Origin of the sequence: Mycobacterium sp. SMC-18 (assembly GCF_045310895.1) — a bacterium.
Classification (GTDB): Bacteria; Actinomycetota; Actinomycetes; order Mycobacteriales; family Mycobacteriaceae; genus Mycobacterium.
Genome location: NZ_JBJIAL010000001.1, coordinates 201,773 through 224,772, shown reverse-complemented (window position 1 = coordinate 224,772; position 23,000 = coordinate 201,773). Strand labels below are relative to the sequence as shown.

Sequence of the window (23,000 nt, the reverse complement as noted above, 5' to 3'; positions counted from 1 at the left end):
GAGGGGATTTTCATGACACCTGCATCGACGACTGCCACCGATGCCGTCATCGACTACGTCAAGGCCCGGCACCTCATGGCACGCGAACTGTTCAGCAAGACGTTGCACGCGGCCGACACCGCTGCGCGCCGGCGGCACTTCGCGGAGCTGCGCGCGGCGCTCACCGCGCAGGAAGTGAGCGAGGAACTACTGGTTCACCCGAGGGTGCGGCGCGGGCTGGTGGTCGAGTCGTTGCGCGGCGAGACGGACGACACCAAGCAGCGGCTGGACCGCATGGCCCGGCTGGACCCGGCCTCGGCAGAATTCGAGAGCGCCCTTACCGACTTACAACAGGCCACAGAAGACCACACGCAGCGCGTCGAAGCCGAGGAGTTTCCGCTGCTGACCGGCCGCTGATCAGCGCGGCGCGGCCTGCTCGACGCGGGGTTGTGCAGGGGAGCGGCCGAGCTTGTTCATGACGAATTGTGCTGCCTGGTCGGCCATTCCGTTGTCGGAGTACGCCACATGGGCGGCATTGTCGCCGCCGGCCGTCGAGCACACCGGGTCATCGGCGATGCACAGGTCGAGGGTCTTCGACACATAACGTGAGCCGACCGTGATCGGGGGCGCACCGGTGTAGACCATCTGCAGGAAGCCGGACGAGGGCTTGCCGAACAGCACGACCGCGGCAACATGGTCTGCCACGAATGCCGGCATCGGTCCCGTGATGCCCATCGGCAGGGTGACGCCGGCGGGGACGGCGTCCTCGGTGATGTACGCGGCCACCGCCGCGCCCTGGGAATACCCGCCCAGCACGATCTTCGTGGTGGGACAGACTGATGCTGTGCTCTGGACCCTGTTCGTCGCGTCGACGACCCCGTCCGCGGCGGTCGCGAAATCGAGCGACGCCGGGTAGTCCACGGGGGCCACATCGACGGTCCGGCCCGCAGCCCGTGCGGTCAGTGCGTCGACGAAGGCCTGACCGGCCTTGCCCACGCCCGGTGGTTCCATCGTGCCCCGCGCGAAAATCACTTGAATATCGGGGCAGGGTTGCGCAGGCGCTGGAACGCTCCCGGCCGGTACGGCCAGCAACAGGGAGGTCAGCGGCACCGCCGCGGCGATACAACACGTGATGGTCTTCATGACTGAACCCACCGATCTTCGGCTCACCGGTCGGATCGCTCCATTGCGGTCGACGAATACGGCCCGTTTACCCCGGGAACCGTCGGTCTAAACCATCAGTGGCGTCACTCGTCCGGGCTGGGCCGGGAGACCGCTATCCGAATTGCCAGCGGTCGGTGTTCGCCGCCGGCCGGGCCGAGTGTTCGCCGGCCTGCGCGCAATGGTCGCAGCAATACTGGCGGCCGTCGAGTCGCAACCCGTGGCCCAGTATTCGGCATCCGCAGTGGCGGCACATCGGGGCCACCATCGTGGCCATACATTCGATGCAGTCGAAGCTCGCGCTGCGTCCGTTCCAATTGAACGTGAACGACTCGTCGCAATCCGTTCCGCAGGTAATACACACCGCCATCGAAAAGAGCCGTTCCTGTTGGGTTTTCAAGTGCTGCTCACGCCGACGGGGTGCATACCCTGGGCCATTCTCGGCCAAACCTGTTCTCGCAGAAATGTTTTTTGCCGCCTGACCAGCTGTGATGGCCGGTCGGCGCAGCGTCGCGGTGGTGCCCCGATGCGTTCGGCGGTAAGGTCGGGTACAGCGTCAAGATGGCGCAGTTGCTTAGACCGAAGCGACGGCAGCTGAGAGCTACCTGTCCGGTATGCAGCCGCGGTCCAGATGAGGGCACGGCTGTGCTGGGTGCCGTAGGTGGCGATCGGCGACGGCAGATTGCCGGTCCACCTCACTGGTGGAAACAACACGCATGCCACGGCGCCGAGTCGATACTCAGGGAGCCGAATCTCCCGATGCGTGTTGTGGGCCTGGGGAAGGCACGTCATGTCAACTTCGTTGCTGGAGAAGCGTTTACCTGAAGGAGACCGCTACGCCGACGAATATGCGGACGTACCGGAATTGGTGGTAGAGCTACGCGCCCTTCCGGCCGAATCCGACGAATTCGCCCGGCAACGCGAACAAATCGTGTTGCGGTGCTGCCCGTTGGCCGACCGGCTGGCCCGCCATTTCGACGGCAGGGGGGAAAACCTCGACGACCTGGTCCAGGTAGCGCGGGTCGGCCTGATCCAAGCGATCAACCGCTTCGATCCGGACAACGGTGCCGGGTTCGTGGCGTTCGCCGTCCCGACCATCATGGGGGAGTTGCGCCGCCATTTCCGCGACTACGGCTGGAAAGTCCACGTCCCGAGGAGCATTCGCGACATCCGCCAGCAAATCAAGGGCGCGACAACGGAATTGACGCAGCAGTTGGGGCGCACGCCGACCATCAGCGAACTGGCGGAGGCGCTGTCCGTTGCGCCGGAACAGATCACGGAAAGCCTCCTGGCGGCCAATGCTTATCAACCGCAATCACTCGACACGCCCGTCGTCGACAACGAGGACAACCCGCAGTCGCTGTCCGATCTGCTCGGTGACGTCGACGAAGGTTTCGAGCGCATCACCGACCGCGAATCGGTCAAACCGGTGCTGCAGTCCCTGCCGGTGCGTGAACAGCGGATTCTCTACCTGAGGTTCTTCAAATCCAAGACCCAGCGCCAGATCGCGGAGACGATCGGCGTCTCGCAGATGCACGTCTCGCGCATCCTGGAGCGGACGCTGCGGGAGATTCGCATGCAGGTCGCGCAGACCTGACGGCGACCGCGGCCGCCCAGCCGCTCGACGCGCTGATGCACCAAGGGCTTTCGCCCGAGAGCACCAGCGTCGTCGATCGTCTGCTGGTCGGGGAAACCGGGCTCACCGGCGGTTAGCCGTGCCCGCCGCCGCAGCCCACTCCGGGAATGCAGCCGCTACCACCGGGGACTCCGCCCGGACCGGCATTCGTGCCGCCGGAACCGCACGCCGTGCCCCATTGGGTGGGTACGCAGCCGGCACCTCCCGGGCCGCCTCCGGGACCACCATTCACGCCACCGGAACCACACTGGCCGTTGACACAACCGCCACCGCCCGGGCCAGGGCCGGGATCATCGACGGGCTGCAGCGGGTAGCTGGTCAGCACGGGGTGGGCGCCGACGGTGCTCGGCACGATATCGGCTGACACGAACGAGGCGGCCACGCCGGCCGCTGCGAACGCTCCGGCCGCCAACAGGGGAATCATTTTGTCAGTGAACATATCTCGTTCATTGCCGTCTGACGGTGGAGTCAAACCTCTGGCTGCCGGATTCGCGGGATCGGTCGTTCCGACTGCGGACCGGTGCTTACTACATGGTGTCGTAGGTCACGCAGCATAATACTTGCATCGATGATGCTTATTTAAATAGCCTGCTGGCAGGCGGCGGACCGGCCTCGACGAATCATCGATCCGGGTCGCGCCGACGCATTCACGACGAAGTGAGAGGTTCTGCCATGTTGTCCACGTCCACGTCCACGTTGTCGCCGGCCCACGCCGAGGTTGTCAAAGCCACGTTGCCTGTGGTCGGCGGTGCGATCGGCGAGATCACCCCGGTCTTCTACCGTCGCCTGTTCGCGGCGCATCCGGAGTTGGAGCGTGACCTGTTCAACCGCGGCAATCAGGCGAACGGGTCGCAGCAGAAGGCATTGGCGGGGTCGGTCGCGATGTACGCCACGCTGCTCGTGCACCCTGATGCCCCCGGGGCGGACGTCGTCGAGCGCATCGCACACAAGCACGCGTCCCTCGGCGTGGCGCCGGACCAGTACCCGGTGGTCTATGAACACCTGTTCGCGGCGATCGTCGAGGTGCTCGGTGCCGATGTCGTCACCGCCGATGTCGCCGAGGCGTGGACGGCGGTCTACTGGTCGATGGCGGACCTGCTGATCGGCCGCGAACGGGAGTTGTATGAGGCGGCCGGCACCAGTCCGGAGCATGTCTGGATGCCGGTTCGGGTGGTCGAACGGGTGCAGCAGTCGCCACTCACCGTGGCCTTCGGACTGGCTGCCGCCGATGGTGCCAAGTTGCCCGATTTCGCTCCGGGACAGTACATTTCGGTGGCGGTGCAGCTGCCCGACGGCGCGCGCCAGATTCGTCAGTACAGCCTGTCGCACGCCGGTGCCGTGGACGGGTGGCGCATCTCGGTGCGCCGCGACGGCGCGGTGTCGTCGCACCTGCACGAGTACGTTTTCGAAGGTGACGTGCTGCAGGTGTCGCACCCCTTCGGCGACATCACCCTGGACAGTCCGGCCGAGACGCCGCTGTTGCTGATCTCGGCGGGCATCGGGATCACGCCGGTGCTGGGCATGCTGTACTTCATCGCGGCCGAGCAGCCCCAACGCTCTGTGACCGTCGTGCACTGCGACCGCACCCGCGCCAGTCACGCCCACCGTGCGGAACTGGCCGATCTGGTCGCGCGGATTCCCGGTGCTGCACTGCACACCTGGTACGACGGGCTGCCCGACGGCTATCCGCTCACCGAACCGGACCGGCATGGCCGAATCGACCTGAGCGCCATCGCATTTCCGCCGGATGTCAACGCCTACATCTGCGGTCCGACGCCCTTCATGGCAGAGGTGGTCCGGCAGCTCGGGACCGCCGGTGTGGCGCGTGACCGCATCTGGTTCGAAGCGTTCAGCCCGCTGGCCGTCTAACCTCGCCGCTGATGAGTACACCGACTGCGATCCAGGTCGCCATCACCTTCGTCTGGTTTGGGATGGTGCTCGCCATCTCCTTCCTGGAGGCGCCGCTCAAATTCCGCGCGCCGAACGTCACCCTGCCGATCGGTCTCGGCATCGGGCGCCTGGTGTTCCGCGCGCTGAACACCGTCGAGCTGGTGTTCGCCGCGGCAATCGTGCTCGCAGCCTTGGTGAATCGGCCGTCGGTCACCGTCATGGTCGCGTTCGCCGTGGCCGTGGGGGCATTGGTCGTGCAGCTGGTCGCTGTCCGGCCCGGGCTCAATCGCCGGTCGGACGAGGTGCTCGCCGGCCGCGAAGGCCCGCGCTCCCGCGGTCACTACGCCTATGTCGCGCTCGAGATGACCAAGGTCATCGCGCTCCTGGTCGCCGGCGTGGGTTTGCTCTAGTCGCACCGCGCGAGAACTGTCGGTGGGCCTACGTAGCCTGGGGCCATGAAGCAGCAAGTGCACTTCTTCACCCTGGCCACGGTCGATCTCGACGCCACCCGGCAGTTCTACGGCGCGCTCGGGTGGACCCCGGCGCTCGATGTGCCGGGGGAGATCATCTTCTACCAGACGGCGCCGGGTCAGCTGCTCGGATTCTTCCTCGCGGAGAAGTTCAATGCCGACCTCGCACAGGCTGCCGACCATTCGCAGGTCAGCGGAATCACGTTGGCGCACAACGTCGACAGCCCGGACGCAGTCGTCGAGCTGGCGGCCGCGATGACCGCCGCGGGCGGCACCACACTCAAGCCGCCGCAGCCCGGTCAGTTCGGTGGCGTGTTCCACGCGCATGTCCAGGATCCGAACGGCGTGATCTGGGAAATCGCGCACAACCCGAACTGGCGCGTCAACCCGGACGGCACCGTCAGCCTGGGGTAGAAGCCGCTACATCTTGATGGCCGGCAAGAGCCGGATCAGGTTCCAGGTCCGGTTGCGGCGGGCGCACAGGCTGGAAATGCCCAGTGCGCCGAGCCAGATGCACACCAACACGATGATGGCCTGCCACAGCCGGCCGTCGATGCCGCCGAGGATCAGCTGGCGAAGTCCGTTGACACCGAACGTCATCGGATCGAACTTGTGCATCACCTGGAACGGCCTGGACGTCGTCTCGACCGGGTACATCCCGCCGGCACTGACCATCTGCAGCATCAGCAGGGCCATGATCAGCACGCGGCCGACCGCCGGCCCGACCAGTGCGTTGATGGCCTGCGTCGCGGCGACGAAGGCCAGCGAGATCAGCATCATGAAGCCGAGCATCGCCACCGGATGCGCCACCTGCATGCCGAGGGCGAACCGCACCACGCAGTACAGGATGATCGACTGGCCCAGGGCGAGGACCGCCGCGGGCAGATAGCTGGCGAACACCACGCGAATGGCCAGCACCTCGGCGGCGATCGGGCGGTTCTGCAAGGGCCGCAACACCATCCACAGGACGAGCGCACCGAAGAACAGGGCCAGCGTCAGGAAGAACGGGGCCATGCCGGTGGCGAAGTTGGGGGCACCGTTCTCGTGTGAGGACTCCAGGTTCACCGGACCGCCGATGGTGTCGGCGATGGCCTGCTTCTGCTGCTCGGTCCACGTCGGCACCTGCTTGGCGCCGTCGGCCAGCTTGGTGGCCAGTTCGTGGTTGCCGTCCTTGAGTTGAACGGTGCCCGACTTCAACTGGCGCGCCCCGTCATCGAGTTGCACGATGCCGCTTGCCAATTGCGCATTGCCGGTGGCCAACTGCTGGGCGCCGTTACGCAATTGGTTCAGTTTGTCGGTGAGCTGCTGGCCGCTGCCGCCCACCTGATCGAGAGCAGTCCGCAGCGGGCTGCCGGGGGAGCGCAGGTTCTCGGTCATCGAGATCGCGGCATTGCGGCCATCGGTGATCTGCTGGCGGATCTGTGGCGTGAACTGGTGGCCGTTCAGCTGGTCCTGGACGCCGCGCAGGGTGTTGACCGCGCCGACCGAAACCGGGTCCTGGTTCACCGAAAGTTGTTGGATCACCGAACCGATCGCTGCTGCCGCGGTGTCCTGCGCGGTGGCGAGCGCGCCGGCCTGATCGGCGGCCTGCTCCAGCGCCGTCGCGCTCTGCTGCAACTGCTCGGTGCTCCCGCCGACCTGCGACAGGGCCTTGGTCACTTTCAGCAGCGGATCGGTGGCCTGGTTGATTCCGGAGGAGAGTTGTTTGGCGCCGGCCGACAGCTTGGCCGAGCCGTTCCGGGCGTCGTCGAGGCCGCCGACCAGCTTGCCGGCGCCGGTGTCGACCTGCGCCGCGCCGTCGGCCAGCTTCTGCGCTCCGTCGGCGGCCTGCTTGATGCCGGCTCCGGACGAAACCACCACGGACAGAATCTGATTCACCGCCTGGCCGGAGATGCGCGTCGACACCGCGTTGAGCACCTGGCTGGTGGCCGTGCGTCCGATGGTCGAGGAGATGTAGTTGTTGGCGTCGTTGTACACCGCGATCAGCTGGGCCTTCTGGGGATCGCCGCTGACGGGTGAGGCGATGGCCTCGCTGAAGTTCTCCGGCAGCTCCAGCATGAAGTAGAACTTGCCGTGCTCGACGCCGTCGCGCGCCTCCTTGTCGCTGACCACATGCCAGTCGAGGCTGTGGTCCGCGGTCAGGCTCCGGGCGATCTCGTCGCCCGCGTTGACGTGGACGCCCTCGACGACGGCGCCGCGGTCGGCGTTCACCAGGGCCACTGGCATCTTGTTGACCTGGCCGAACGGGTCCCAGAACGCCCACAGGTACAGCGCGCCGTACACCAGCGGCAGCAGCATCAGCACCACGATCGCGGCGCGCGTCATGCGGCTGCGGCCGAATCGCTTGATCTCAGAGCCGAATGCGAGTCCAGCAAGCATGGTCAGGCCTTTCCGGTCAGCATGCGGCGGTCATGCAGAACGTGGTCGGGGGCGTCCTCGCCCAGCGGGTTGGTCACTCCGACGACGACGGTGCGGTGCTCGGCGAGGGCGCCGAGCCGCTGTACCGCGAGGGCACGGCGTTCGTTGTCGCGGACCTGCTCGAGGTCGCCGACGATCAGCACCGGCCGGTCGGACATCAGGGCCAGGGTGATGCGCAGCAGAAAGAGCTCGAGATCGGACAGCTCGATGATGAAGCTCTTTGGCGACAGCAGCGGAAGGTCGTCGCCGAAGACCGCCGTCATCTCCGGGACGTCCGACTGGACCGGAACCCAGGCCGGGAACGGCGACACCCAGCGGCGCTGCTCGGTGATGACCGTCTGGACCGTCACCATGTCTTCCAGGTCGTCGATGTCGGCGAACGCGGCGATGGCACAGTGCTTCCGGATGCCGCGGGGCCCCGTCGCGCCGTTGACGGTGACGGTGCCGCGCGTCGGCTTGAGCCGGCCTGCCAGCGACAGCAGGAGCGTGTGCTGCGCCGGACCGCCCGGCATCTGTATGGCGTGGAATCCGGGCCGCAGCTCCAGGTCGACATCAGAGAAGAGCGGGCCGTGCTCGCCGATGACAGCGAGCCCCTGCGCGGTGATCACCGGCGGGCTGTCCGCTGTGTCGGGGGCGGCCGTCGTCTCGTCGTCCATTGCTGCTCATCTCCGGGGTCGAAGTAACGATGGCCAGTAAATCAGCGCGCCGGGGCAGAAACTCCGATAGCGGCGTTCTCGCAGGTGTGATGTCACGCGGAATCGCTCGCGATATGCCGTGGCGGACACATCGGGCGCGCCGACTTCGTGGATCGCTTCCAGGTAATGTCTGTGCGGCCTGTCACTCGACGTCCGTCAAGAATTGAATTCTTGGTTTCAGGTATTCCTGATTTCGTGTACGAGAGTCCCATTGTTATTGTCCCGTTATGCATCGTTTCGGGGGCGTTCTGGCCGCATGTCTACTCATTGGTTCACTGCTCACGGGACTGCCCGCAGCCCACGCTGACGGCGACGAGCCGCAGTACGCCGAGTTCTATCTGCCGCCGGATCCACTGCCGCCGGGCAAGCCCGGAGATCTGATCCGGACCGAGCCGTCGCGTCTGGTGCTCGAACCGTCCGGCCAGCTCGGCGCCATCATGGCGACCGGAACGCGAATCATGTACCGCAGCACCGATGCCCGCGGAAATCCGGTCGCCGTCACCGGCACCTATTTCGAGCCGTACAACGACTGGCCCGGCAAGGGGCCACGGCCGCTCATCAGCTACGCGGTGGGCACCCAGGGCCAGGGCAATCAGTGTGCGCCGTCGCGGCAGTTCAACCAGGGCATCCACTATTCGGGTGGCTGGGACATCATGGTCAACTACGAAGAGGCGTTCATCGCCACGATGGTCGCCCGCGGTTTCGCGATCGTGATGACCGACTACGAGGGCCTCGGTACTCCCGGGATGCACACGTACGTCAACCGCGTGGCCGAGGCCGCCGCGGTGCTCGACGCCGCGCGCGCCGCCAAGAAGCTGCCGGGCACCTCACTGGATCCCGATGGGCCCGTTGCTTTCTGGGGGTACTCGCAAGGCGGAGGCGCTGCGGCGTCGGCGGCCGAGCTGGCGTCGTCCTACGCGCCTGAACTGCACGTCGTCGGCACGTACGCCGGGGCGCCGGTCGCCGATCTCAAGGAACTGTTCCCGTACACCGACGGCAGCGCGCTGGTCGGCGTGGTCGGTTACGCGCTCAACGGCGAAATCTACGCCTACCCCGAGTTCGCCGACCTGATCCGCTCCAAGCTCACCCAGCGCGGCAAGGACATGCTCGAGAGCGTCTCACGGCAGTGCGTCGGTCAGACCATCGTCGACTTCATGTTCCGGCATCTGCAGCCGTACTTCACCGAGGACATCAACGTGCTGGTCGAGGAAGAGCCCTTCAAGACGCTGTTCGACATGCAGAAGCTCGGCAAGTACAAGCCCAACGCTCCGGTCCTCATCAACAGCAACCGCTACGACCCGCTCGTGCCGTGGACCGCGGCCAACCAGCTCGGGCGGGACTGGTGCGACAAGGGGGCCGATGTCGAGTTCCGCACCAACGAGGAGCCCCCGTTCCTGAACAAACTGGTGATCAACCATGCCCTGCCGATGCTGGTCGACGGCGAGCCCGCCATGCAATGGATCGCGGCGCGCTTCAACGGTGAGCCCACGTCGCCGAACTGCGGGACGTACTGAGTCGAGAGCTCAGTCCCTGCCCGCCGCGGAGGCGCGGATCACGCGGTCGCGGCCCCGGCTCTTCGCTTCGTACATCGCCACGTCGGCGCGGCGGATCGCCGACCGCAACCCCGCCTTGTGCCCGAGCTGCGATACCCCGATGCTCACCGTTCCGGCGAGCACCGCGTCATTGTGGCTGAACGTGGCGGCGGCGAACGCCACCCGGAGCCGGTCGGCGATGACGGCCGCCTGACTTTCGTCGACACCCGGCAGCATCGCGCAGAATTCCTCGCCGCCGATCCGCGCCAACAGGTCGCCGCTGCGCAGATTCGACCGTGCCACGCATGCGAACTCGGTCAGCAGCCGGTCGCCGGCCTCGTGCCCGAAGACGTCGTTGACGGCCTTGAACTCATCCAGATCCATCACGATGACCGAGCACCGCAACTGGCGCGCGACGCACTCCTCGGCCAGCCGCTGCGCCTGGATCATGAAGCCCGCGCGGTTCAGCGTCCTGGTGAGAGAGTCGAGCATCGCCGCGTCGGCCAATTGATCCTCGAGCCGCTCCCAACCCATCAGCGACAGGCACAGGTTGATGGCCATCACGGCGAAAGCGAAGAAGAGCATCGGCACCGACACGGCCGCGCTGGTGGTGGCGAACTGCACCGCGCCGGCGTCCAGATGGAGGCTGACCGAACGCGCGACGGTCGCCGCGGCCGCGACGACGTACAGGCCGATCAGGATGCGCCGCGACGCCAGGCGCTCGACACGCTGGGCTTTGATGCCGTCGACGACGCTGAGCGCGAAATATCCGGCCAGCACGAGAGCCGTCAGGGACACCCGGGCCGGGATGCTGACGTTGAACGGCGGTATCAACTCGAACGCGGCCAGCACCACCAGCGGCCCGGCAGCCATCACCCGGCCGCGGACCGGCTGGCCGTTGAAGGCGCACAGACCACCCCAGATCAACGACCAGCACATGACGATCAGGACGTTGGAGACCGTCACCGACAACACCTCGGGCACCAGCCCGCGGGCGCTCAGCAGCCCGGCTCCGAGGGCACCCAGGAAATTGCCCGCGCCCCACAGCTGGACCGCCGGATGTCGCCGCCTACCGGCCCCCACCCAGACATGCAGCAACCCGAACAGCAGGGCGGTCATGGAGACGACCATCCACAGGGTGCGCACGTCGGGATTCATGTCGCGCTACCGGGTGCGCCCAGGGGCGTGGTGCGTCGGGATCGGCTGAGGCATAGCGCAAACTTACTCGCCGCTGCCGACGACTGTCGGCAGCATTGGGTAGGGTCCAGCCCGTGAATTTGAGCGTCAAGTCTGTCGTCAAGTCCGTGAACGCCCGCCTGGCCGAAGAGTTGGCCGTCGCCGAAGGTCAGGTCGACGCCGCGGTACGGCTGCTGGACGAAGGCGCGACCGTGCCGTTCATCGCGCGGTACCGCAAGGAAGTCACCGGCAGCCTGGACGACGGTCAGCTCCGCACCCTCGAGGAGCGGCTCCGGTATCTGCGTGAACTGGATCAGCGGCGCGACGCTGTGCTGGCCTCGATCGAAGAACAGGGCAAGCTCACCGACGACCTGAAGGCGGCGCTGCTGGCCGCCGAGACGAAGTCCAGGGTCGAAGACATCTACCTGCCGTACAAGCCCAAGCGCCGCACCAAGGCGCAGATCGCCCGCGAGGCCGGCCTGGAGCCGCTGGCGGACCGGCTGCTCGCCGACCCCACGCTCAACCCCGAGGACGTGGCCGCCGAGTTCCTGGGTGAGGAGGTGGCCGACGTCGCCGCCGCACTCGACGGCGCGCGCCACATCCTGGTGGAGCGGGTGTCCGAGGACGCCGAACTGGTCGGTGCCGTGCGCGAGAAGTTCTGGTCCGACGGCACCCTGACCACCAAGCCGTGGTCGGAGGAGGCGGCGAAAAGCCCTGCCGCCCAGAAGTTCCGCGACTACTTCGAGTACTCCGAGCCGCTCGAGGACATGCCGTCGCACCGCGTGCTGGCGGTATTGCGAGGTGAGAAGGAAGAGGCGCTGTCGCTCAACTTCGACGGCGGCGACGAGACGCTGTACCAGGCCATGATCGCGCAGTCGCTCGGTGTGGACATGGCTGCCGGGGGCGCCGCCACGCCGTGGCTGACCGCGACGGTCGGCTGGGCCTGGCGCACCAAGCTGATGTTCTCGGCGGCCGTCGACGCCCGGATCCGGCTGCGGCAGCGCGCCGAGGAGGACGCCGTCGCGGTGTTCGCCAAGAATCTCAAGGACCTGCTGCTGGCCGCGCCGGCCGGAACCCGCGCCACGCTGGGACTCGATCCCGGGTTCCGCACCGGTGTGAAGGTCGCGGTGGTGGACGGCACCGGCAAGGTCGTCGACACCTGTGCCATCTACCCGCATCAGCCGCAGAACAAGTGGAACGACGCCAAGGCGACGCTGGCCGCCCTCGTCGCGCGGCACAACGTCGAACTGATCGCCATCGGTAACGGCACCGCGTCCCGCGAAACCGATGCGCTGGCAACCGAACTCATCGCCGACCTGAAGGCGGCGGGCGCGTCCGGTCCCAAGCGGCTGCCGACCAAGGCGATCGTCAGCGAGGCCGGCGCCTCGGTGTACTCGGCATCGGCCTATGCCGCCCACGAGCTGCCCGACCTGGACGTGACGCTGCGCGGCGCGGTCTCGATCGCCCGTCGTCTGCAGGACCCGCTCGCCGAACTGGTCAAGATCGAGCCGAAGTCGATCGGCGTCGGGCAGTACCAGCACGACGTGACGCCCGGAACCCTGGCCCGCAGCCTCGACGCGGTGGTCGAGGACGCCGTGAACGCGGTCGGTGTCGACCTCAACACGGCCTCGGTGCCGCTGCTGGCCAAGGTCTCCGGCGTCACCGAATCGCTGGCCGAGTCGATCGTGTCGTACCGCGACAAGACCGGACCGTTCCGCAGCCGCAGCGGTCTGCTCGACGTTCCACGTCTGGGCCCCAAGGCTTTTGAGCAGTGCGCCGGCTTCCTGCGCATCCGGGAAGGCGACGACCCGCTGGACGCCTCGGGTGTGCATCCCGAGGCCTACCCGGTGGTGCGGCGCATCCTCGACCGCGCCGGCGTCACCCTCGCCGAACTGATCGGCGACGAGCGGAAGCTGCGCGCGCTCAAGCCGGGCGACTTCGCCGACGAACGATTCGGCATCCCGACCGTGACCGACATCCTGGGCGAGCTGGAGAAGCCGGGCCGCGACCCGCGCCCCGCGTTCTCCACCGCGACCTTCGCGGCCGGCGTCGAGAAGGTGTCCGACCTCAAGGTCGGCATGGTGCTCGAGGGCGTCGTGACGAACGTGGCCGCGTTCGGCGCTTTCGTGGACGTCGGCGTGCACCAGGACGGTCTGGTGCACGTGTCGGCGATGGCCGACCGCTTCGTCTCCGACCCGCACGAGGTGGTCAAGTCCGGCCAGGTCGTCAAAGTCAAGGTGCTCGAGGTCGATGTCGAGCGGCAGCGCATCGGACTGAGCCTGCGGCTCAACGACGACCCGCAGCGCGCCCGCGACGGCAAGCGGCCCGAGCAGGGCGGCGGAGCCCGGCGCGACGGCGGCGGGCAGCCGCGCGGACGCGATGGCGGCAACCGCGGCGGTAACGGTGGCGGACAGAACCGCGGCAATGGCCAAGATCGCGGACGTAATCCGCAGCGCGGCAATGGCGGTGGCCGCCGCGAGTCTGTGCCGTCCGGCTCGATGGCCGACGCCCTGCGCAAGGCGGGCTTCGGCAAGTAGCGGTGTTCTCGCGAGGAGACATAAAACTGTCGATATCCCAGTGATTTTCGACAGTTTTATGGCTGCTCGCGAGAAGTGATCAGGAATCGAGAAGCGACCCGGCTCGAGGCCCGGTTAGCGTGTGGGTATGCCCAGCAGAACGCATGCCGCTGACAGCCATGACCTCATCCGCGTGGTCGGTGCCCGGGAGAACAACCTCAAGGACATCAGCGTCGAGATCCCCAAGCGGCGGCTGACGGTGTTCACCGGGGTGTCCGGCTCCGGCAAGAGCTCGCTGGTGTTCGACACCATCGCCGCCGAATCGCAGCGGCTGATCAACGAGACCTACAGCGCATTCGTGCAGGGCTTCATGCCGTCGCAGGCCCGCCCCGACGTCGACGTGCTCGAGGGTTTGACGACCGCGATCATCGTCGACCAGGAGCGGATGGGCTCCGACCCACGCTCCACGGTCGGCACCGCCACCGACACCGGTGCGCTGCTCCGGATCCTGTTCAGCCGGATCGGTGAACCGAACATCGGCTCGCCGCAGGCGTTCTCGTTCAACGTCGCCTCGATCAGCGGGGCCGGGGCGGTGACCATGGAGCGCGCCGGACGCACCGTCAAAGAGCGTCGCGACTTCAACATCGTGGGCGGTATGTGTCTGCGGTGTGAGGGTCGTGGCGCCGTCAACGACATCGATCTCACCGCGCTGTACGACGACAGCAAGTCGATCAACGAGGGCGCCATCACCATTCCCGGCTTCAGCATCGACGGCTGGTACGGCCGAATCTTCAACGGCTGCGGCTTCTTCGACCCCGACAAGCCGATCAAGAAGTTCACCAAGAAGGAACTGGACGCCCTGCTGCACAAGGAGGCGACCAAGATCAAGGTCGACGGCGTCAACCTCACCTACCTGGGGCTGATCCCGCAGATCAAGAAATCGTTCCTGAGCAAGGACGTCGAGGCGATGCAGCCCCATATCCGGGCGTTCGTCGAGCGGGCGGTGACGTTCACGACTTGTCCCGAGTGCGACGGCACCCGGTTGTCGGAGCTGGCTCGCTCGTCAAAGATCAAGGGCGTCAACATCGCCGAGGCCTGCGCCATGCAGATCACCGACCTCGCGGAGTGGGTCGGGGCGCTGGCCGACGACAAGCGCCTCGGCGCCGGCGTGGCGCCCCTGTTGGCGACATTGCGGCACACGCTCGACTCGTTTGTCGCGATCGGTCTGGGCTACCTCTCCCTGGCGCGCCCCGCCGGCACACTCTCCGGCGGAGAAGCGCAGCGGGTCAAGATGATTCGCCACCTCGGCTCGGCCCTGACCGACGTCACCTACGTGTTCGACGAGCCGACCATCGGACTGCATCCGCACGACATCACCCGCATGAACGACCTGTTGATTCAGCTGCGGGACAAGGGAAACACCGTGCTGGTCGTCGAACACAAGCCGGAAGTGATCGCCATCGCCGACCACGTGGTGGACCTCGGTCCCGAGGCGGGCTCGGGTGGCGGCCAGGTGGTTTACGAAGGCACGGTGAAGGGGCTGCGCGGTAGCGGCAGTATCACCGGACGGCATCTCGACGACCGGGCGGCGCTGAAGGAGTCGGTGCGAGAAGCCAACGGGGCGTTGGAGATTCGTGGCGCAAACACCAACAATCTGCAGGACGTCGACGTGGACATCCCGCTCGGCGTGCTCGCCGTGATCACGGGCGTGGCGGGCTCGGGCAAGAGCTCCCTGATCGACGGGTCGGTGGCCGGGCGCGACGGCGTCGTCACCATCGACCAGGCGCCGATCCGGGGATCGCGACGCAGCAACCCGGCCACCTATACCGGACTGCTCGACCACATCCGCAAGGCGTTCGCCAAGGCCAACGACGTCAAACCCGCACTGTTCAGCTCGAATTCGGAAGGCGCCTGCCCGGCATGCAACGGAGCCGGAGTCATCTACACCGACCTGGGAGTGATGGCGACCGTCGAGTCGCGCTGTGAAGAGTGCGAAGGCCGGCGGTTCGGGGCCTCGGTGCTCGAATACACCCTGGGCGGGCAGAACATCGCCGAAGTGCTCGCCATGCCCGTCGCCGAGGCCGAGCAGTTCTTCTCCGACGGTGACGCGAAAGTGCCGGCCGCACAGAAAATCCTCGCCCGGATGGTGGACGTCGGGCTGGGCTACCTCACGCTCGGGCAGCCGCTGACCACACTGTCCGGCGGGGAGCGACAACGACTCAAGCTCGCCACGCAGATGGGGGAGAAGGGCGACATCTACATCCTCGACGAGCCGACCACCGGCCTGCACCTGGCGGACGTCGAGCAACTGCTCGCGCTCTTGGACCGGATCGTCGACGGCGGCAAGTCGGTCCTCGTCATCGAACATCACCAGGCCGTCATGGCGCACGCCGACTGGATCATCGACCTGGGTCCCGGCGCAGGTCACGACGGCGGCCGGGTCATCTTCGAGGGTTCTCCGGCCGACCTGGTCGCGGCCGGGAACACCCTGACCGGAACCCACCTTGCCGAAGACGTCAGATAGCAGTCAGGGCTGCCATCGCTGAGCGGTGGCAGCCCTGACTGTGAAACAGAGGGGTCGTCGAACGGTTAGACGGGCATCTCCGGGCCCTCAGGAGCCGGGGCAGGCGCCTCGGGGGCCGGCGCCGGGGCCTCGGGAGCGGGCGCGAAGTTGGCCGCCTCGATGATTTCCGGGGCCGGGAGGTCGGCCGGGTCGGCCGGAGGCGCCAGGGGCGCGTCCAGCGGGCCGTCGAGAGGCAGGTCGGCGGGGATGTCCTCACCCGGGGCCATCGGCAGGTGCATGTGGTGGGTGAACTGGCGCTGGAAGGCGCCGCCGCCACCGATGCGGACGCCACCGCCCTCACCGCTGGACACCGGAGTGCCGTCCGGCAGCGTCACGGCCGTGTGGCCGCCGTTCCAGCCGATGTTCAGGGCGCCGGGCGCGGTGCCGGGCAGGAAGCCACGAGCCCGCAGTGCGGCCTCTTCGTTGCCGGTGTTGAACCGGTTGCCGTAGATGGGGCGGCCGGTGGCCGCGTTGGCCACCCAGGAGGCCAGTCCGGAGCAGTCAGTGCCGCGTGCCGTGTCTCCGCCGGAGACGTACGGCGTACCCGAAACCTGGTTGACCAAAGCCAGCAGCGAGGCGGTCGCAATAGCAAACATGGCGATGAACGCTAGCAACGGAAAATCGCGACGGTCAAAATACTGTGTCTGCCATCACGTTTCGCGAATCCTGTGGTGTGCGTTACATCGGTGTGTATTCGCATCGTTTGGGGCAGAAGCGATTTCACGTCTTCGCAGGTGAATGCGCAAAACATACTGCCATACACAGCTTTTGCGCAAATGCAAGGTCGTGACGGTCGTTGCGAGGTCGTGACCAGCTAATTCCGAGACCGGCGTGACCGGCCTCTGCGCGGCTTTTGCGTCGGTTTCGACGTCCTGTCGGGCAGCTCATGCCGCCGATTCGGCGGATACTGGCTGACCATCTGAAACGGTCAAGTTACGGTGGGTCGATGTGGCTGTCGCGGTCCCGGTTCGAACTCAGGGAAGAGGTGCCGGGGACGCCCGACGAAGTCCGCACCTTCTATACAGATCTGGCGAATATGAAGCTGGTTCATCCGCTCGTGGTGGCGGTGGACTGTCTGGCCGATCAGCAGGATGTGCGGGGCCGCCGCCGTGACTATCGGGTGCGGGATCGCATCCCATTCGGCCCGTTGAGTCTGCGCGTGACCTACCGGGCCACGGTGCTGATCGCGCCCGACGGCGTCGTGCACACCGAGGCGCGCCAATTTCCGTCCGTGCGGCTCAGTGGCACCGTCACCTTCGCGCCTGCCGGCGCAGGCACCGCTCTCACCGAGGTAGTGGATATAGAGGCACCTTCTCCGTTCATGGCTTTCACTGCTGCGCAGGCGGAGAAGGCGCACGCGGCGATGCTCGCTGCCATTCGGCGTCATTTTGAGAAAAGCTTGGGCTGATCCAGGCTGCCGGATGGGGTGCCGCGCTGGATGGCCGGGTTTCCTTGCCTTACCGGCGACGCTCTCGAAAAAACTTTGGTCACTTTGTTAGCGCTGGTTGCAGGAGGTAACTAGTGGCCCATTCGTCACAGCGCCTTGTCGGTGATTCGAACTAATGTTCGAGTATGGCCATCGACTCCGCTACTGTCCTCAACGCCTACGCGGCGCTTGAGGATGCGATCGCCACGGTCAACGGCCTGGACTACAGCGGGTTGCCCATCAAAGTCCTGTTGGAGCTGCAGTCCCGCCGCGAAACCCTGAAGTGCGCGGCCGAGGCGGTCGACCATCAGATCCTGGCCGCGGCACAAACCCAGGCCACCGCCAAGGGGATCGGGGCCAAGGATTGGCCTGAGGTGTTGCATGTGCGGTTGCGGATCAGCCGGGAGGAGGCCCGCCGGAGGGTGCGGGACACGGACAATTTGGGTCCGCGCTCGGCGATCACGGGCGAGGCGTTGGGTCCGGTGTGGGAACTGGTGGCCGCCGCGTTGGCCGAGGGTGCGATCAATAGTGAGCACGTGCAGGTGATCGCCTGGTTTTTCGGCAAGGTGCCGTTGTGGGCGGCCGACCCGGTCACGTTGTTGCAGTGCGAGACGGATCTGGTGGCCGATGCCCGGGTCAAAACCCCCGAAGACCTCCGCAAAGTCGCGGCGGATTTGTTGTACAAGCTGGATCAGGATGGGCCCGAACCCAACGACGATGAGCCGGATCCGAAGCGGTCGTTCGTGATGGGTAAGCAGCGGCCTGACGGGCGCACCGACGTCACCGCTCAACTCGATCCGGAAGGGCGGGCTTACTGGGAGGTGTTGTTCGACAAGTACGCCGCCCCGGGCATGTGCAACCCGGCCGATCCGGAACCCTGCTTCTCCGGGACCCCGACGCAGGAGCAGATCGACAACGACACAAGGACTGTGGCGCAGCGGCAGTACGACGCCTTCAAATTCGTGGGCCGGATGATGCTGGCCACCGGAACCTCCGGGGTGCACAACGGGTTCCCCGTCGCGGTGGTCGCCACCTGCACCGTCACCGAGCTGGAAAAGCGCGCCGGGATGGCGCTCACCCACACCGGTACCAAGCTCCTGGTGAAGGATCTGGTGCGGATGGCAGCCCAGGGCTCGGACAACTACCTGGCGGTGTTCGATGAGCACACCGGCCAACCGCTCTACTTGGGCCGGGCAGCGAGAACCGCCAGTACAGCCCAACGCCTGGCGTTGTTCGCCCGCGACCACGGCTGCACCCGCCCCAACTGCATCGCCCCCGCCTCGCGCTCGCAGGCTCATCACGTCAACACCAACTGGCGCGACGACGGCCCCACCGACATCACCAACCTCACCCTGGCCTGCGGCCGCGACAACCGTCTGGTCGACACCGGCGGCTGGCACACCACCATGGGCCCCGACGGTCGCACCCAATGGACCCCACCACCCCTGCTCGACGTCGGCCAACCACGAACCAACCACTACCACCACCCCACGCTCTACCCGCCCGAGAGCGGAGATTCCGATGGTGAAACAGACAGTCCCGCAACCTGATACGACGCCCCGATGCGGCAACCCAGCCTCACCGGCGATGTCCTATGGGCGAATATCGGCCGTCCGTTCGAATCGGTCGGCTGGTCCGAAACAGAAGGCGGGATCGGGGCGCGGTGCGGGTCGCGGCGATGACGGTCAGCAGCGCGGCGGATCGCAGCGACGGCGGTCGGCAGCGATGGCGGTCAGCGACCGCGGCACTTGAGGCTACCGGTGACCCACAACCATGGAAGGCGAAAGTGCTGCGCTGCAAACGAATTGAATGCGCACTACCGCCAGTGACGAATGTCGACACCCGGCCAGCGGCTCGCGGTGCAGTGTGGGGATCAGCTCGGGAAGAACCCGTCGCCGGTCTTGAAGCCGGGCTGCCAGCCCTGCGCTCCCAGGCACAGCAGCGGTCGGCCGTCAGGAGCCTGCGCCGCGGTCTGCGGGCCCGGGCACGGAGAACCGATGTCCTTGACGCCCTGGATCGCATAGGAGTAGCCCCAGAATCCGGTGTCGACGGGCGGCCACTGGTTGGGAATCCAGTGGCAGGCCATGGATGCGCCGCCCGGACCGCGGCCGAAGATGAAGATGTCGTGGTTGTCGCACGGCGCGCCGTTGACGGCCTGGTAGTTCATGCCGGGGACGTCAGTGGGGTAGCGGCCGGGATCGTCGCTGCCGCCCAGCGCCGGATCGGCGCTCGCGAAGGGTGCCAGCCCGATGGCGGTTCCGGCGATCGCTGCGGCCACCGTCAGTACCCGAAACATCCTGGTCATCTCCCCTCGCACTACTGCCACACGACAATGTGGCAAAGCGTAGCGTGTCAGCCGCGTCGCCGGGGATATAGTCGGCAGGTCAATATCAGCGGGGTTCGTGCCCCGCCGTCTGATCGTCGTCACGCTGCGGTGCGCCGGCCTGTTCAGGCGCGTCCAGCACGCTCACCCCGATGCCGTAGGGCAGGAACCTGACCTTTCGGGACGGGTCGGTGTTGTTCTTGTTGGCCCGCAGGGCCTCCAGTTCGGAGGGGTAGACCTCTTCGACGTGCGCTCCGCCGTCCGCGGCGACGGTGTACACCACCCACACGCCGTCGCCGGTGTCGCCGGTGGTCTCGGGCTGCGTCGCGTGCCGCGGCGTCCGGGTCAGGTCGTTCACCACGTTGGCCCAGGCGGCACCGCGGCCGAGGCGGTCGAATACGCCCCGGATGCCCTCGCCCGTCTCGCGCAGGACGCGATCGAACTCTTCCGGATCGATGCCGAACGGGCCGTTGTTGCTCATACCGACCAGTGTGCGCGACATCGGCGACATCTGCCACGACGATCCGACAGGCCATCCCCTCGCAGCCGAACTCGGCGGTGGTGGACGATGGAGACATGCCGGTACCACAATCGCCGACCCGCGACGACCTCCTGGCCACCGTCGAGCGCTCGCCTGCCGCCACGGCAGCGCACGACAAGGCGGCCTGGGTGGATCTGTTCAGCGCCGACGGACGCGTCGAGGACCCTGCCGGTTCCCGGCCGCACGTCGGTCACCGTGCCATCGCACAGTTCTACGACACCTTCATCGGGCCGCGCACCATCGTGTTCCACCGCGACGCCGACATCGTGCTCGGCAACACCGTCGTGCGTGACCTCGAGCTCGAAGTGCACATGGGCACCCAGGTGCAGCTGCGCATCCCGGTCTATCTGCAGTACGACGTGGTGGCAGAGGGCTCCGACGCGTCGCTGAAAATTTCTCGGCTGCAAGCATTTTGGGAGCTGCCGGGCATGGTCGTGCAGTTCGTCCGGTGCGGCGCCGCGGCGCTGCCGGCGGGTTTGGGGCTCTCGGCGGCGCTGTTGCGCAACCAGGGCCCCGGCGGCGCGGTGGGTTTTCTCGGCGGGCTGCGCACCGGAGGGACAAGAGCAAAGCGTGCGTTGACGGGGCTGCTGGCCGATGCCGCGACGGGCGACGAGCTGGCGGTCAAGCGCCGGCTCAGTGAGCCGGTGCAGATCACCCGCGGCCCTGACGCCCGGCTCAGCGTGTCCGAACTGGTCGAAGAACTCGCCGGAACGCGCGTGCAGAAGGTCATTGCCGCAGGCCGGTACGTCCTGGCCGGCGTCCGACGGGACGGCTACCGCGGTGTGGTCATCGCGGAGCTGGGTATCGGGGGCCGGGGCATCGTCGGCCTGCGACTCTTTGCCGAATGAAGCCGCCAGTTGCCGCTGCTTCCGTCCCCGACATGAGAACGTAGTCACACCATGCCAGTGCAACCACAACACGAATACATGTCCTACGAGGAATTCGGTCGACGATTCTTCGAGGTCGCGGTCAGCGAGGAACGTGTCGCGGACGCGATCGGCGGCATCGCCGGTGAAGCCTTCGACATGGGTCCCATCGCCCAGGGCCCCGGCGGGCTCGCGAAGGTCACCGCGCGCGTGCAGATCAAACACCCCGTGGTGGCCAGGACGCTCGGTGAAGAAATCACCTTCGCAATCCGCATCCCGCTGGAAATCGACATGACGCTGGACCTGCGCATCGACCGGCCCCGGTTCATGGTGTTCGGCGAGATCAACCTGACCGCGACCGCGCGGGCCGCCCACCCGCTGCTCCTCGTCATCGACGTCAAGACGCCACGGTCGTCGGACATCGCCATCCACGTGACGTCGTCATCGATCCGGGCGGAGCTGTTGCGCATCGTTGCCAACGTCGACGGCGAGATCCGGCGCTTCATCGCCCAGCATGTGGCAGGCGAGATCAACAGCGCAGATGCCAAGGTCATCGACATCGGAACCCGGATTGCAAGCGCCTGGACGGGCGTCTGAGACGGCCGCGAGGCGGTAGCGGCAACCTGCTTCCCCTATGATGAGGACATCATGAAGAGCACATTCGGCGCCGCCATCGCAATTGCAGCTACCACCGTCGGAATCGTGGGCAGCCTCGTCGTGGCCGCTCCGGCCAGCGCAGATGCGGGCGTCGATGCCTTCAACAACGCGCTCAGCAACGCCGACATGATGCTGCCGAACGGGTCTGATCCGGTCGCGCTGGGCCAGTCGGTGTGCCCGATGCTCGCGCAGCCCGGCCAGACCCTGGCCGACGCGGCGGCCAAGGTCGCCGACACCTCGGGCATGTCGCTGGGCCCGGCCACGATGTTCACCGGCTTCGCGATCTCGTCGTTCTGCCCGGGCGTCGTCGGTGCGCTCGGACGCGGTGAATCGCCGCTGCCGCTCGGACTACTCGGCCTCGGATAACGCCGGGCTGGCGTCGAGCGGCGCCAGCACCGGGCGCTTCGGCTCGAGCCCCTTACCTCGAGAACTGCCCAGCGTGTGCCGCCACACCCACGGCATCAGCATGTTCTGGGCCCACATCAGCTGCGAATACATGCGCTCGCGCAGTCGCGGCAGGACGAGTTCACCCTCGACCTCGGCCCAGCGGTGATCGCTGCCGGGCAACTCCAGCGCCTCGGCGGCGGCGTCGGCGAACAGTTGATGGCCGTGCGGGGAGCCGTGAACCCGGTCGACGGCCCAGGTCGCGGGGTCCAGCATCGAGGTGGCCGTCGACAGGTCGACCAGCCGGAATCCGAAACGGGTCGAGTCGGCCCGGATCACCTCATTGATGCGGCGCAGCCGGCCGCTGAGCACCCGTCCCACCGGCAGGATGCGGGCGATGTCGGGAAACGTCGTCGTGACCACGGTCGCGCCGGTGGCGGCGAGTTCGGTATGCACGCGCCGCATGTCCTCGAGCGCCTTGTCGAAGCTGCGCACCGGCCGCGTGACGTCGTTCATCCCGATGCAGCTGGTGATCAGGTCGGGGTTCATGTCCCGGGCCAGCGGCAGCTGCCGGTCCAGTACGTCACTGATCCGACGGCCCCGCACCGCGAGGTTCGCGTATTGGAGTCCAGGCTGTAATGCGTTGAGTCGCCAGGCCAGGCGGTCGGCGAAACCGTGGATGCCGGTGTTGTCGTCGCCATCCAACAGGCCCTCGGTCTGGCTGTCGCCGAGCGCGACGTATCGGGAGTAGCCGATGGTCACGACCG

At 66.9% G+C, this 23,000-nt stretch carries 23 protein-coding genes; 13 read left to right on the top strand and 10 right to left on the bottom strand.

Translation table 11 applies throughout. The annotated features are described in order from the left end of the window. The first annotated feature begins 12 nt into the window (after positions 1-12). A complete protein-coding gene (locus ACJH6J_RS01110; protein WP_406774845.1) occupies positions 13-396 on the top strand; it encodes a hemerythrin domain-containing protein in 384 nt (127 codons plus the stop codon). On the opposite strand, the gene ACJH6J_RS01105 is transcribed toward ACJH6J_RS01110, so the two are convergent. Together ACJH6J_RS01105 and ACJH6J_RS01100 are read right to left on the bottom strand one after the other, a co-directional pair. Then, positions 397-1,122 (bottom strand): cutinase family protein, encoded by a 726-nt coding sequence (locus tag ACJH6J_RS01105; protein ID WP_406774844.1) that lies wholly within the window; start codon positions 1,120-1,122, stop codon positions 397-399. A gap of 133 nt (positions 1,123-1,255) precedes the next feature. After that, positions 1,256-1,510 (bottom strand): hypothetical protein, encoded by a 255-nt coding sequence (locus tag ACJH6J_RS01100; protein WP_244872937.1) that lies wholly within the window; start codon positions 1,508-1,510, stop codon positions 1,256-1,258. Positions 1,511-1,942: 432 nt separating this feature from the next. Here ACJH6J_RS01100 and ACJH6J_RS01095 point away from each other — a divergent pair, with 432 nt between their 5' ends. Next, on the top strand, positions 1,943-2,737 hold the full coding sequence (locus ACJH6J_RS01095) for a SigB/SigF/SigG family RNA polymerase sigma factor (protein WP_244872884.1): 795 nt from the start codon (positions 1,943-1,945) through the stop codon (positions 2,735-2,737). Between the two features lie 112 nt (positions 2,738-2,849). Here the strand turns inward: ACJH6J_RS01095 and ACJH6J_RS01090 are convergent, their stop codons facing one another. Next, positions 2,850-3,215 (bottom strand): PE-PGRS family protein, encoded by a 366-nt coding sequence (locus tag ACJH6J_RS01090; protein ID WP_371824548.1) that lies wholly within the window; start codon positions 3,213-3,215, stop codon positions 2,850-2,852. A gap of 233 nt (positions 3,216-3,448) precedes the next feature. Between ACJH6J_RS01090 and ACJH6J_RS01085 the strand changes: the two genes are divergently transcribed. From ACJH6J_RS01085 to ACJH6J_RS01075, 3 genes are read left to right on the top strand one after another with little or no spacing between them, the layout of a single operon-like run. Further along, the gene (locus ACJH6J_RS01085) at positions 3,449-4,645 is read left to right on the top strand and encodes a globin domain-containing protein (protein ID WP_212814313.1); all 1,197 of its coding nucleotides are present in this window, start codon (positions 3,449-3,451) and stop codon (positions 4,643-4,645) included. 11 nt (positions 4,646-4,656) lie between these two features. Then, entirely contained in the window at positions 4,657-5,076 is a 420-nt protein-coding gene (locus ACJH6J_RS01080) for a hypothetical protein (protein ID WP_406803399.1), read from the top strand. 45 nt (positions 5,077-5,121) lie between these two features. Next, positions 5,122-5,550, top strand: a complete 429-nt coding sequence (locus tag ACJH6J_RS01075; RefSeq protein ID WP_212814318.1) for a VOC family protein — start codon at positions 5,122-5,124, stop codon at positions 5,548-5,550. 6 nt (positions 5,551-5,556) lie between these two features. Here the strand turns inward: ACJH6J_RS01075 and ACJH6J_RS01070 are convergent, their stop codons facing one another. After that, positions 5,557-7,515: a YhgE/Pip domain-containing protein gene (locus ACJH6J_RS01070; protein ID WP_212814321.1), complete on the bottom strand. Its 1,959-nt coding sequence runs from the start codon at positions 7,513-7,515 to the stop codon at positions 5,557-5,559. Between the two features lie 2 nt (positions 7,516-7,517). Further along, entirely contained in the window at positions 7,518-8,210 is a 693-nt protein-coding gene (locus ACJH6J_RS01065; RefSeq protein WP_212814323.1) for a hypothetical protein, read from the bottom strand. Between the two features lie 266 nt (positions 8,211-8,476). Between ACJH6J_RS01065 and ACJH6J_RS01060 the strand changes: the two genes are divergently transcribed. Continuing rightward, positions 8,477-9,763, top strand: coding sequence for a lipase family protein (locus ACJH6J_RS01060; RefSeq protein ID WP_406801486.1), 1,287 nt, complete (start codon positions 8,477-8,479; stop codon positions 9,761-9,763). A gap of 9 nt (positions 9,764-9,772) precedes the next feature. Here ACJH6J_RS01060 and ACJH6J_RS01055 read toward each other — a convergent pair whose 3' ends face one another. After that, positions 9,773-10,939: a GGDEF domain-containing protein gene (locus ACJH6J_RS01055; RefSeq protein ID WP_212814327.1), complete on the bottom strand. Its 1,167-nt coding sequence runs from the start codon at positions 10,937-10,939 to the stop codon at positions 9,773-9,775. Positions 10,940-11,052: 113 nt separating this feature from the next. Between ACJH6J_RS01055 and ACJH6J_RS01050 the strand changes: the two genes are divergently transcribed. Next, entirely contained in the window at positions 11,053-13,494 is a 2,442-nt protein-coding gene (locus ACJH6J_RS01050) for a Tex family protein (RefSeq protein ID WP_212814329.1), read from the top strand. Positions 13,495-13,621: 127 nt separating this feature from the next. Further along, positions 13,622-15,997 (top strand): excinuclease ABC subunit UvrA, encoded by a 2,376-nt coding sequence (locus tag ACJH6J_RS01045; protein WP_212814331.1) that lies wholly within the window; start codon positions 13,622-13,624, stop codon positions 15,995-15,997. A 65-nt stretch (positions 15,998-16,062) separates the two neighbouring features. On the opposite strand, the gene ACJH6J_RS01040 is transcribed toward ACJH6J_RS01045, so the two are convergent. Beyond that, positions 16,063-16,632, bottom strand: a complete 570-nt coding sequence (locus ACJH6J_RS01040) for a peptidoglycan endopeptidase (protein ID WP_212814333.1) — start codon at positions 16,630-16,632, stop codon at positions 16,063-16,065. 350 nt (positions 16,633-16,982) lie between these two features. On the opposite strand from ACJH6J_RS01040, the gene ACJH6J_RS01035 reads away from it, so the two are divergent. Both ACJH6J_RS01035 and ACJH6J_RS01030 read left to right on the top strand, forming a co-directional pair. After that, positions 16,983-17,444 (top strand): SRPBCC family protein, encoded by a 462-nt coding sequence (locus ACJH6J_RS01035; RefSeq protein ID WP_212814335.1) that lies wholly within the window; start codon positions 16,983-16,985, stop codon positions 17,442-17,444. Between the two features lie 164 nt (positions 17,445-17,608). Further along, on the top strand, positions 17,609-19,012 hold the full coding sequence (locus ACJH6J_RS01030) for an HNH endonuclease signature motif containing protein (RefSeq protein WP_212814337.1): 1,404 nt from the start codon (positions 17,609-17,611) through the stop codon (positions 19,010-19,012). 323 nt (positions 19,013-19,335) lie between these two features. Here the strand turns inward: ACJH6J_RS01030 and ACJH6J_RS01025 are convergent, their stop codons facing one another. Together ACJH6J_RS01025 and ACJH6J_RS01020 are read right to left on the bottom strand one after the other, a co-directional pair. Next, positions 19,336-19,758: a hypothetical protein gene (locus tag ACJH6J_RS01025; RefSeq protein ID WP_212814341.1), complete on the bottom strand. Its 423-nt coding sequence runs from the start codon at positions 19,756-19,758 to the stop codon at positions 19,336-19,338. A gap of 94 nt (positions 19,759-19,852) precedes the next feature. Further along, positions 19,853-20,266, bottom strand: a complete 414-nt coding sequence (locus ACJH6J_RS01020; protein WP_212814785.1) for a hypothetical protein — start codon at positions 20,264-20,266, stop codon at positions 19,853-19,855. A 95-nt stretch (positions 20,267-20,361) separates the two neighbouring features. On the opposite strand from ACJH6J_RS01020, the gene ACJH6J_RS01015 reads away from it, so the two are divergent. From ACJH6J_RS01015 to ACJH6J_RS01005, 3 genes are read left to right on the top strand one after another with little or no spacing between them, the layout of a single operon-like run. Next, a complete protein-coding gene (locus ACJH6J_RS01015; RefSeq protein WP_212814343.1) occupies positions 20,362-21,174 on the top strand; it encodes a nuclear transport factor 2 family protein in 813 nt (270 codons plus the stop codon). A gap of 51 nt (positions 21,175-21,225) precedes the next feature. Further along, positions 21,226-21,789, top strand: a complete 564-nt coding sequence (locus ACJH6J_RS01010) for a hypothetical protein (RefSeq protein ID WP_212814345.1) — start codon at positions 21,226-21,228, stop codon at positions 21,787-21,789. Between the two features lie 51 nt (positions 21,790-21,840). Next, on the top strand, positions 21,841-22,215 hold the full coding sequence (locus tag ACJH6J_RS01005) for a DUF732 domain-containing protein (protein WP_212814347.1): 375 nt from the start codon (positions 21,841-21,843) through the stop codon (positions 22,213-22,215). On the opposite strand, the gene ACJH6J_RS01000 is transcribed toward ACJH6J_RS01005, so the two are convergent. Then, positions 22,198-22,995, bottom strand: coding sequence for an SGNH/GDSL hydrolase family protein (locus tag ACJH6J_RS01000; protein ID WP_212814349.1), 798 nt, complete (start codon positions 22,993-22,995; stop codon positions 22,198-22,200). The two genes, ACJH6J_RS01005 and ACJH6J_RS01000, sit on opposite strands and share 18 nt — an antisense overlap. Positions 22,996-23,000: the final 5 nt, after the last annotated feature.

Excerpts from the sequence above, each read along its gene's own strand:
- ACJH6J_RS01100 (WP_244872937.1), bottom strand. The coding sequence starts at position 1,510 with ATGGCGGTGTGTATTACCTGCGGAACGGATTGCGACGAGTCGTTCACG.
- ACJH6J_RS01005 (WP_212814347.1), top strand. The coding sequence starts at position 21,841 with ATGAAGAGCACATTCGGCGCCGCCATCGCAATTGCAGCTACCACCGTC.
- ACJH6J_RS01080 (WP_406803399.1), top strand. The coding sequence starts at position 4,657 with ATGAGTACACCGACTGCGATCCAGGTCGCCATCACCTTCGTCTGGTTT.
- ACJH6J_RS01090 (WP_371824548.1), bottom strand. The coding sequence starts at position 3,215 with ATGTTCACTGACAAAATGATTCCCCTGTTGGCGGCCGGAGCGTTCGCA.
- ACJH6J_RS01030 (WP_212814337.1), top strand. The coding sequence starts at position 17,609 with ATGGCCATCGACTCCGCTACTGTCCTCAACGCCTACGCGGCGCTTGAG.
- ACJH6J_RS01085 (WP_212814313.1), top strand. The coding sequence starts at position 3,449 with ATGTTGTCCACGTCCACGTCCACGTTGTCGCCGGCCCACGCCGAGGTT.
- ACJH6J_RS01025 (WP_212814341.1), bottom strand. The coding sequence starts at position 19,758 with ATGTTTCGGGTACTGACGGTGGCCGCAGCGATCGCCGGAACCGCCATC.
- ACJH6J_RS01040 (WP_212814333.1), bottom strand. The coding sequence starts at position 16,632 with ATGTTTGCTATTGCGACCGCCTCGCTGCTGGCTTTGGTCAACCAGGTT.
- ACJH6J_RS01105 (WP_406774844.1), bottom strand. The coding sequence starts at position 1,122 with ATGAAGACCATCACGTGTTGTATCGCCGCGGCGGTGCCGCTGACCTCC.
- ACJH6J_RS01060 (WP_406801486.1), top strand. The coding sequence starts at position 8,477 with ATGCATCGTTTCGGGGGCGTTCTGGCCGCATGTCTACTCATTGGTTCA.
- ACJH6J_RS01075 (WP_212814318.1), top strand. The coding sequence starts at position 5,122 with ATGAAGCAGCAAGTGCACTTCTTCACCCTGGCCACGGTCGATCTCGAC.
- ACJH6J_RS01065 (WP_212814323.1), bottom strand. The coding sequence starts at position 8,210 with ATGGACGACGAGACGACGGCCGCCCCCGACACAGCGGACAGCCCGCCG.
- ACJH6J_RS01035 (WP_212814335.1), top strand. The coding sequence starts at position 16,983 with ATGTGGCTGTCGCGGTCCCGGTTCGAACTCAGGGAAGAGGTGCCGGGG.
- ACJH6J_RS01015 (WP_212814343.1), top strand. The coding sequence starts at position 20,362 with ATGCCGGTACCACAATCGCCGACCCGCGACGACCTCCTGGCCACCGTC.
- ACJH6J_RS01010 (WP_212814345.1), top strand. The coding sequence starts at position 21,226 with ATGCCAGTGCAACCACAACACGAATACATGTCCTACGAGGAATTCGGT.
- ACJH6J_RS01055 (WP_212814327.1), bottom strand. The coding sequence starts at position 10,939 with ATGAATCCCGACGTGCGCACCCTGTGGATGGTCGTCTCCATGACCGCC.
- ACJH6J_RS01045 (WP_212814331.1), top strand. The coding sequence starts at position 13,622 with ATGCCCAGCAGAACGCATGCCGCTGACAGCCATGACCTCATCCGCGTG.
- ACJH6J_RS01110 (WP_406774845.1), top strand. The coding sequence starts at position 13 with ATGACACCTGCATCGACGACTGCCACCGATGCCGTCATCGACTACGTC.
- ACJH6J_RS01070 (WP_212814321.1), bottom strand. The coding sequence starts at position 7,515 with ATGCTTGCTGGACTCGCATTCGGCTCTGAGATCAAGCGATTCGGCCGC.
- ACJH6J_RS01020 (WP_212814785.1), bottom strand. The coding sequence starts at position 20,266 with ATGAGCAACAACGGCCCGTTCGGCATCGATCCGGAAGAGTTCGATCGC.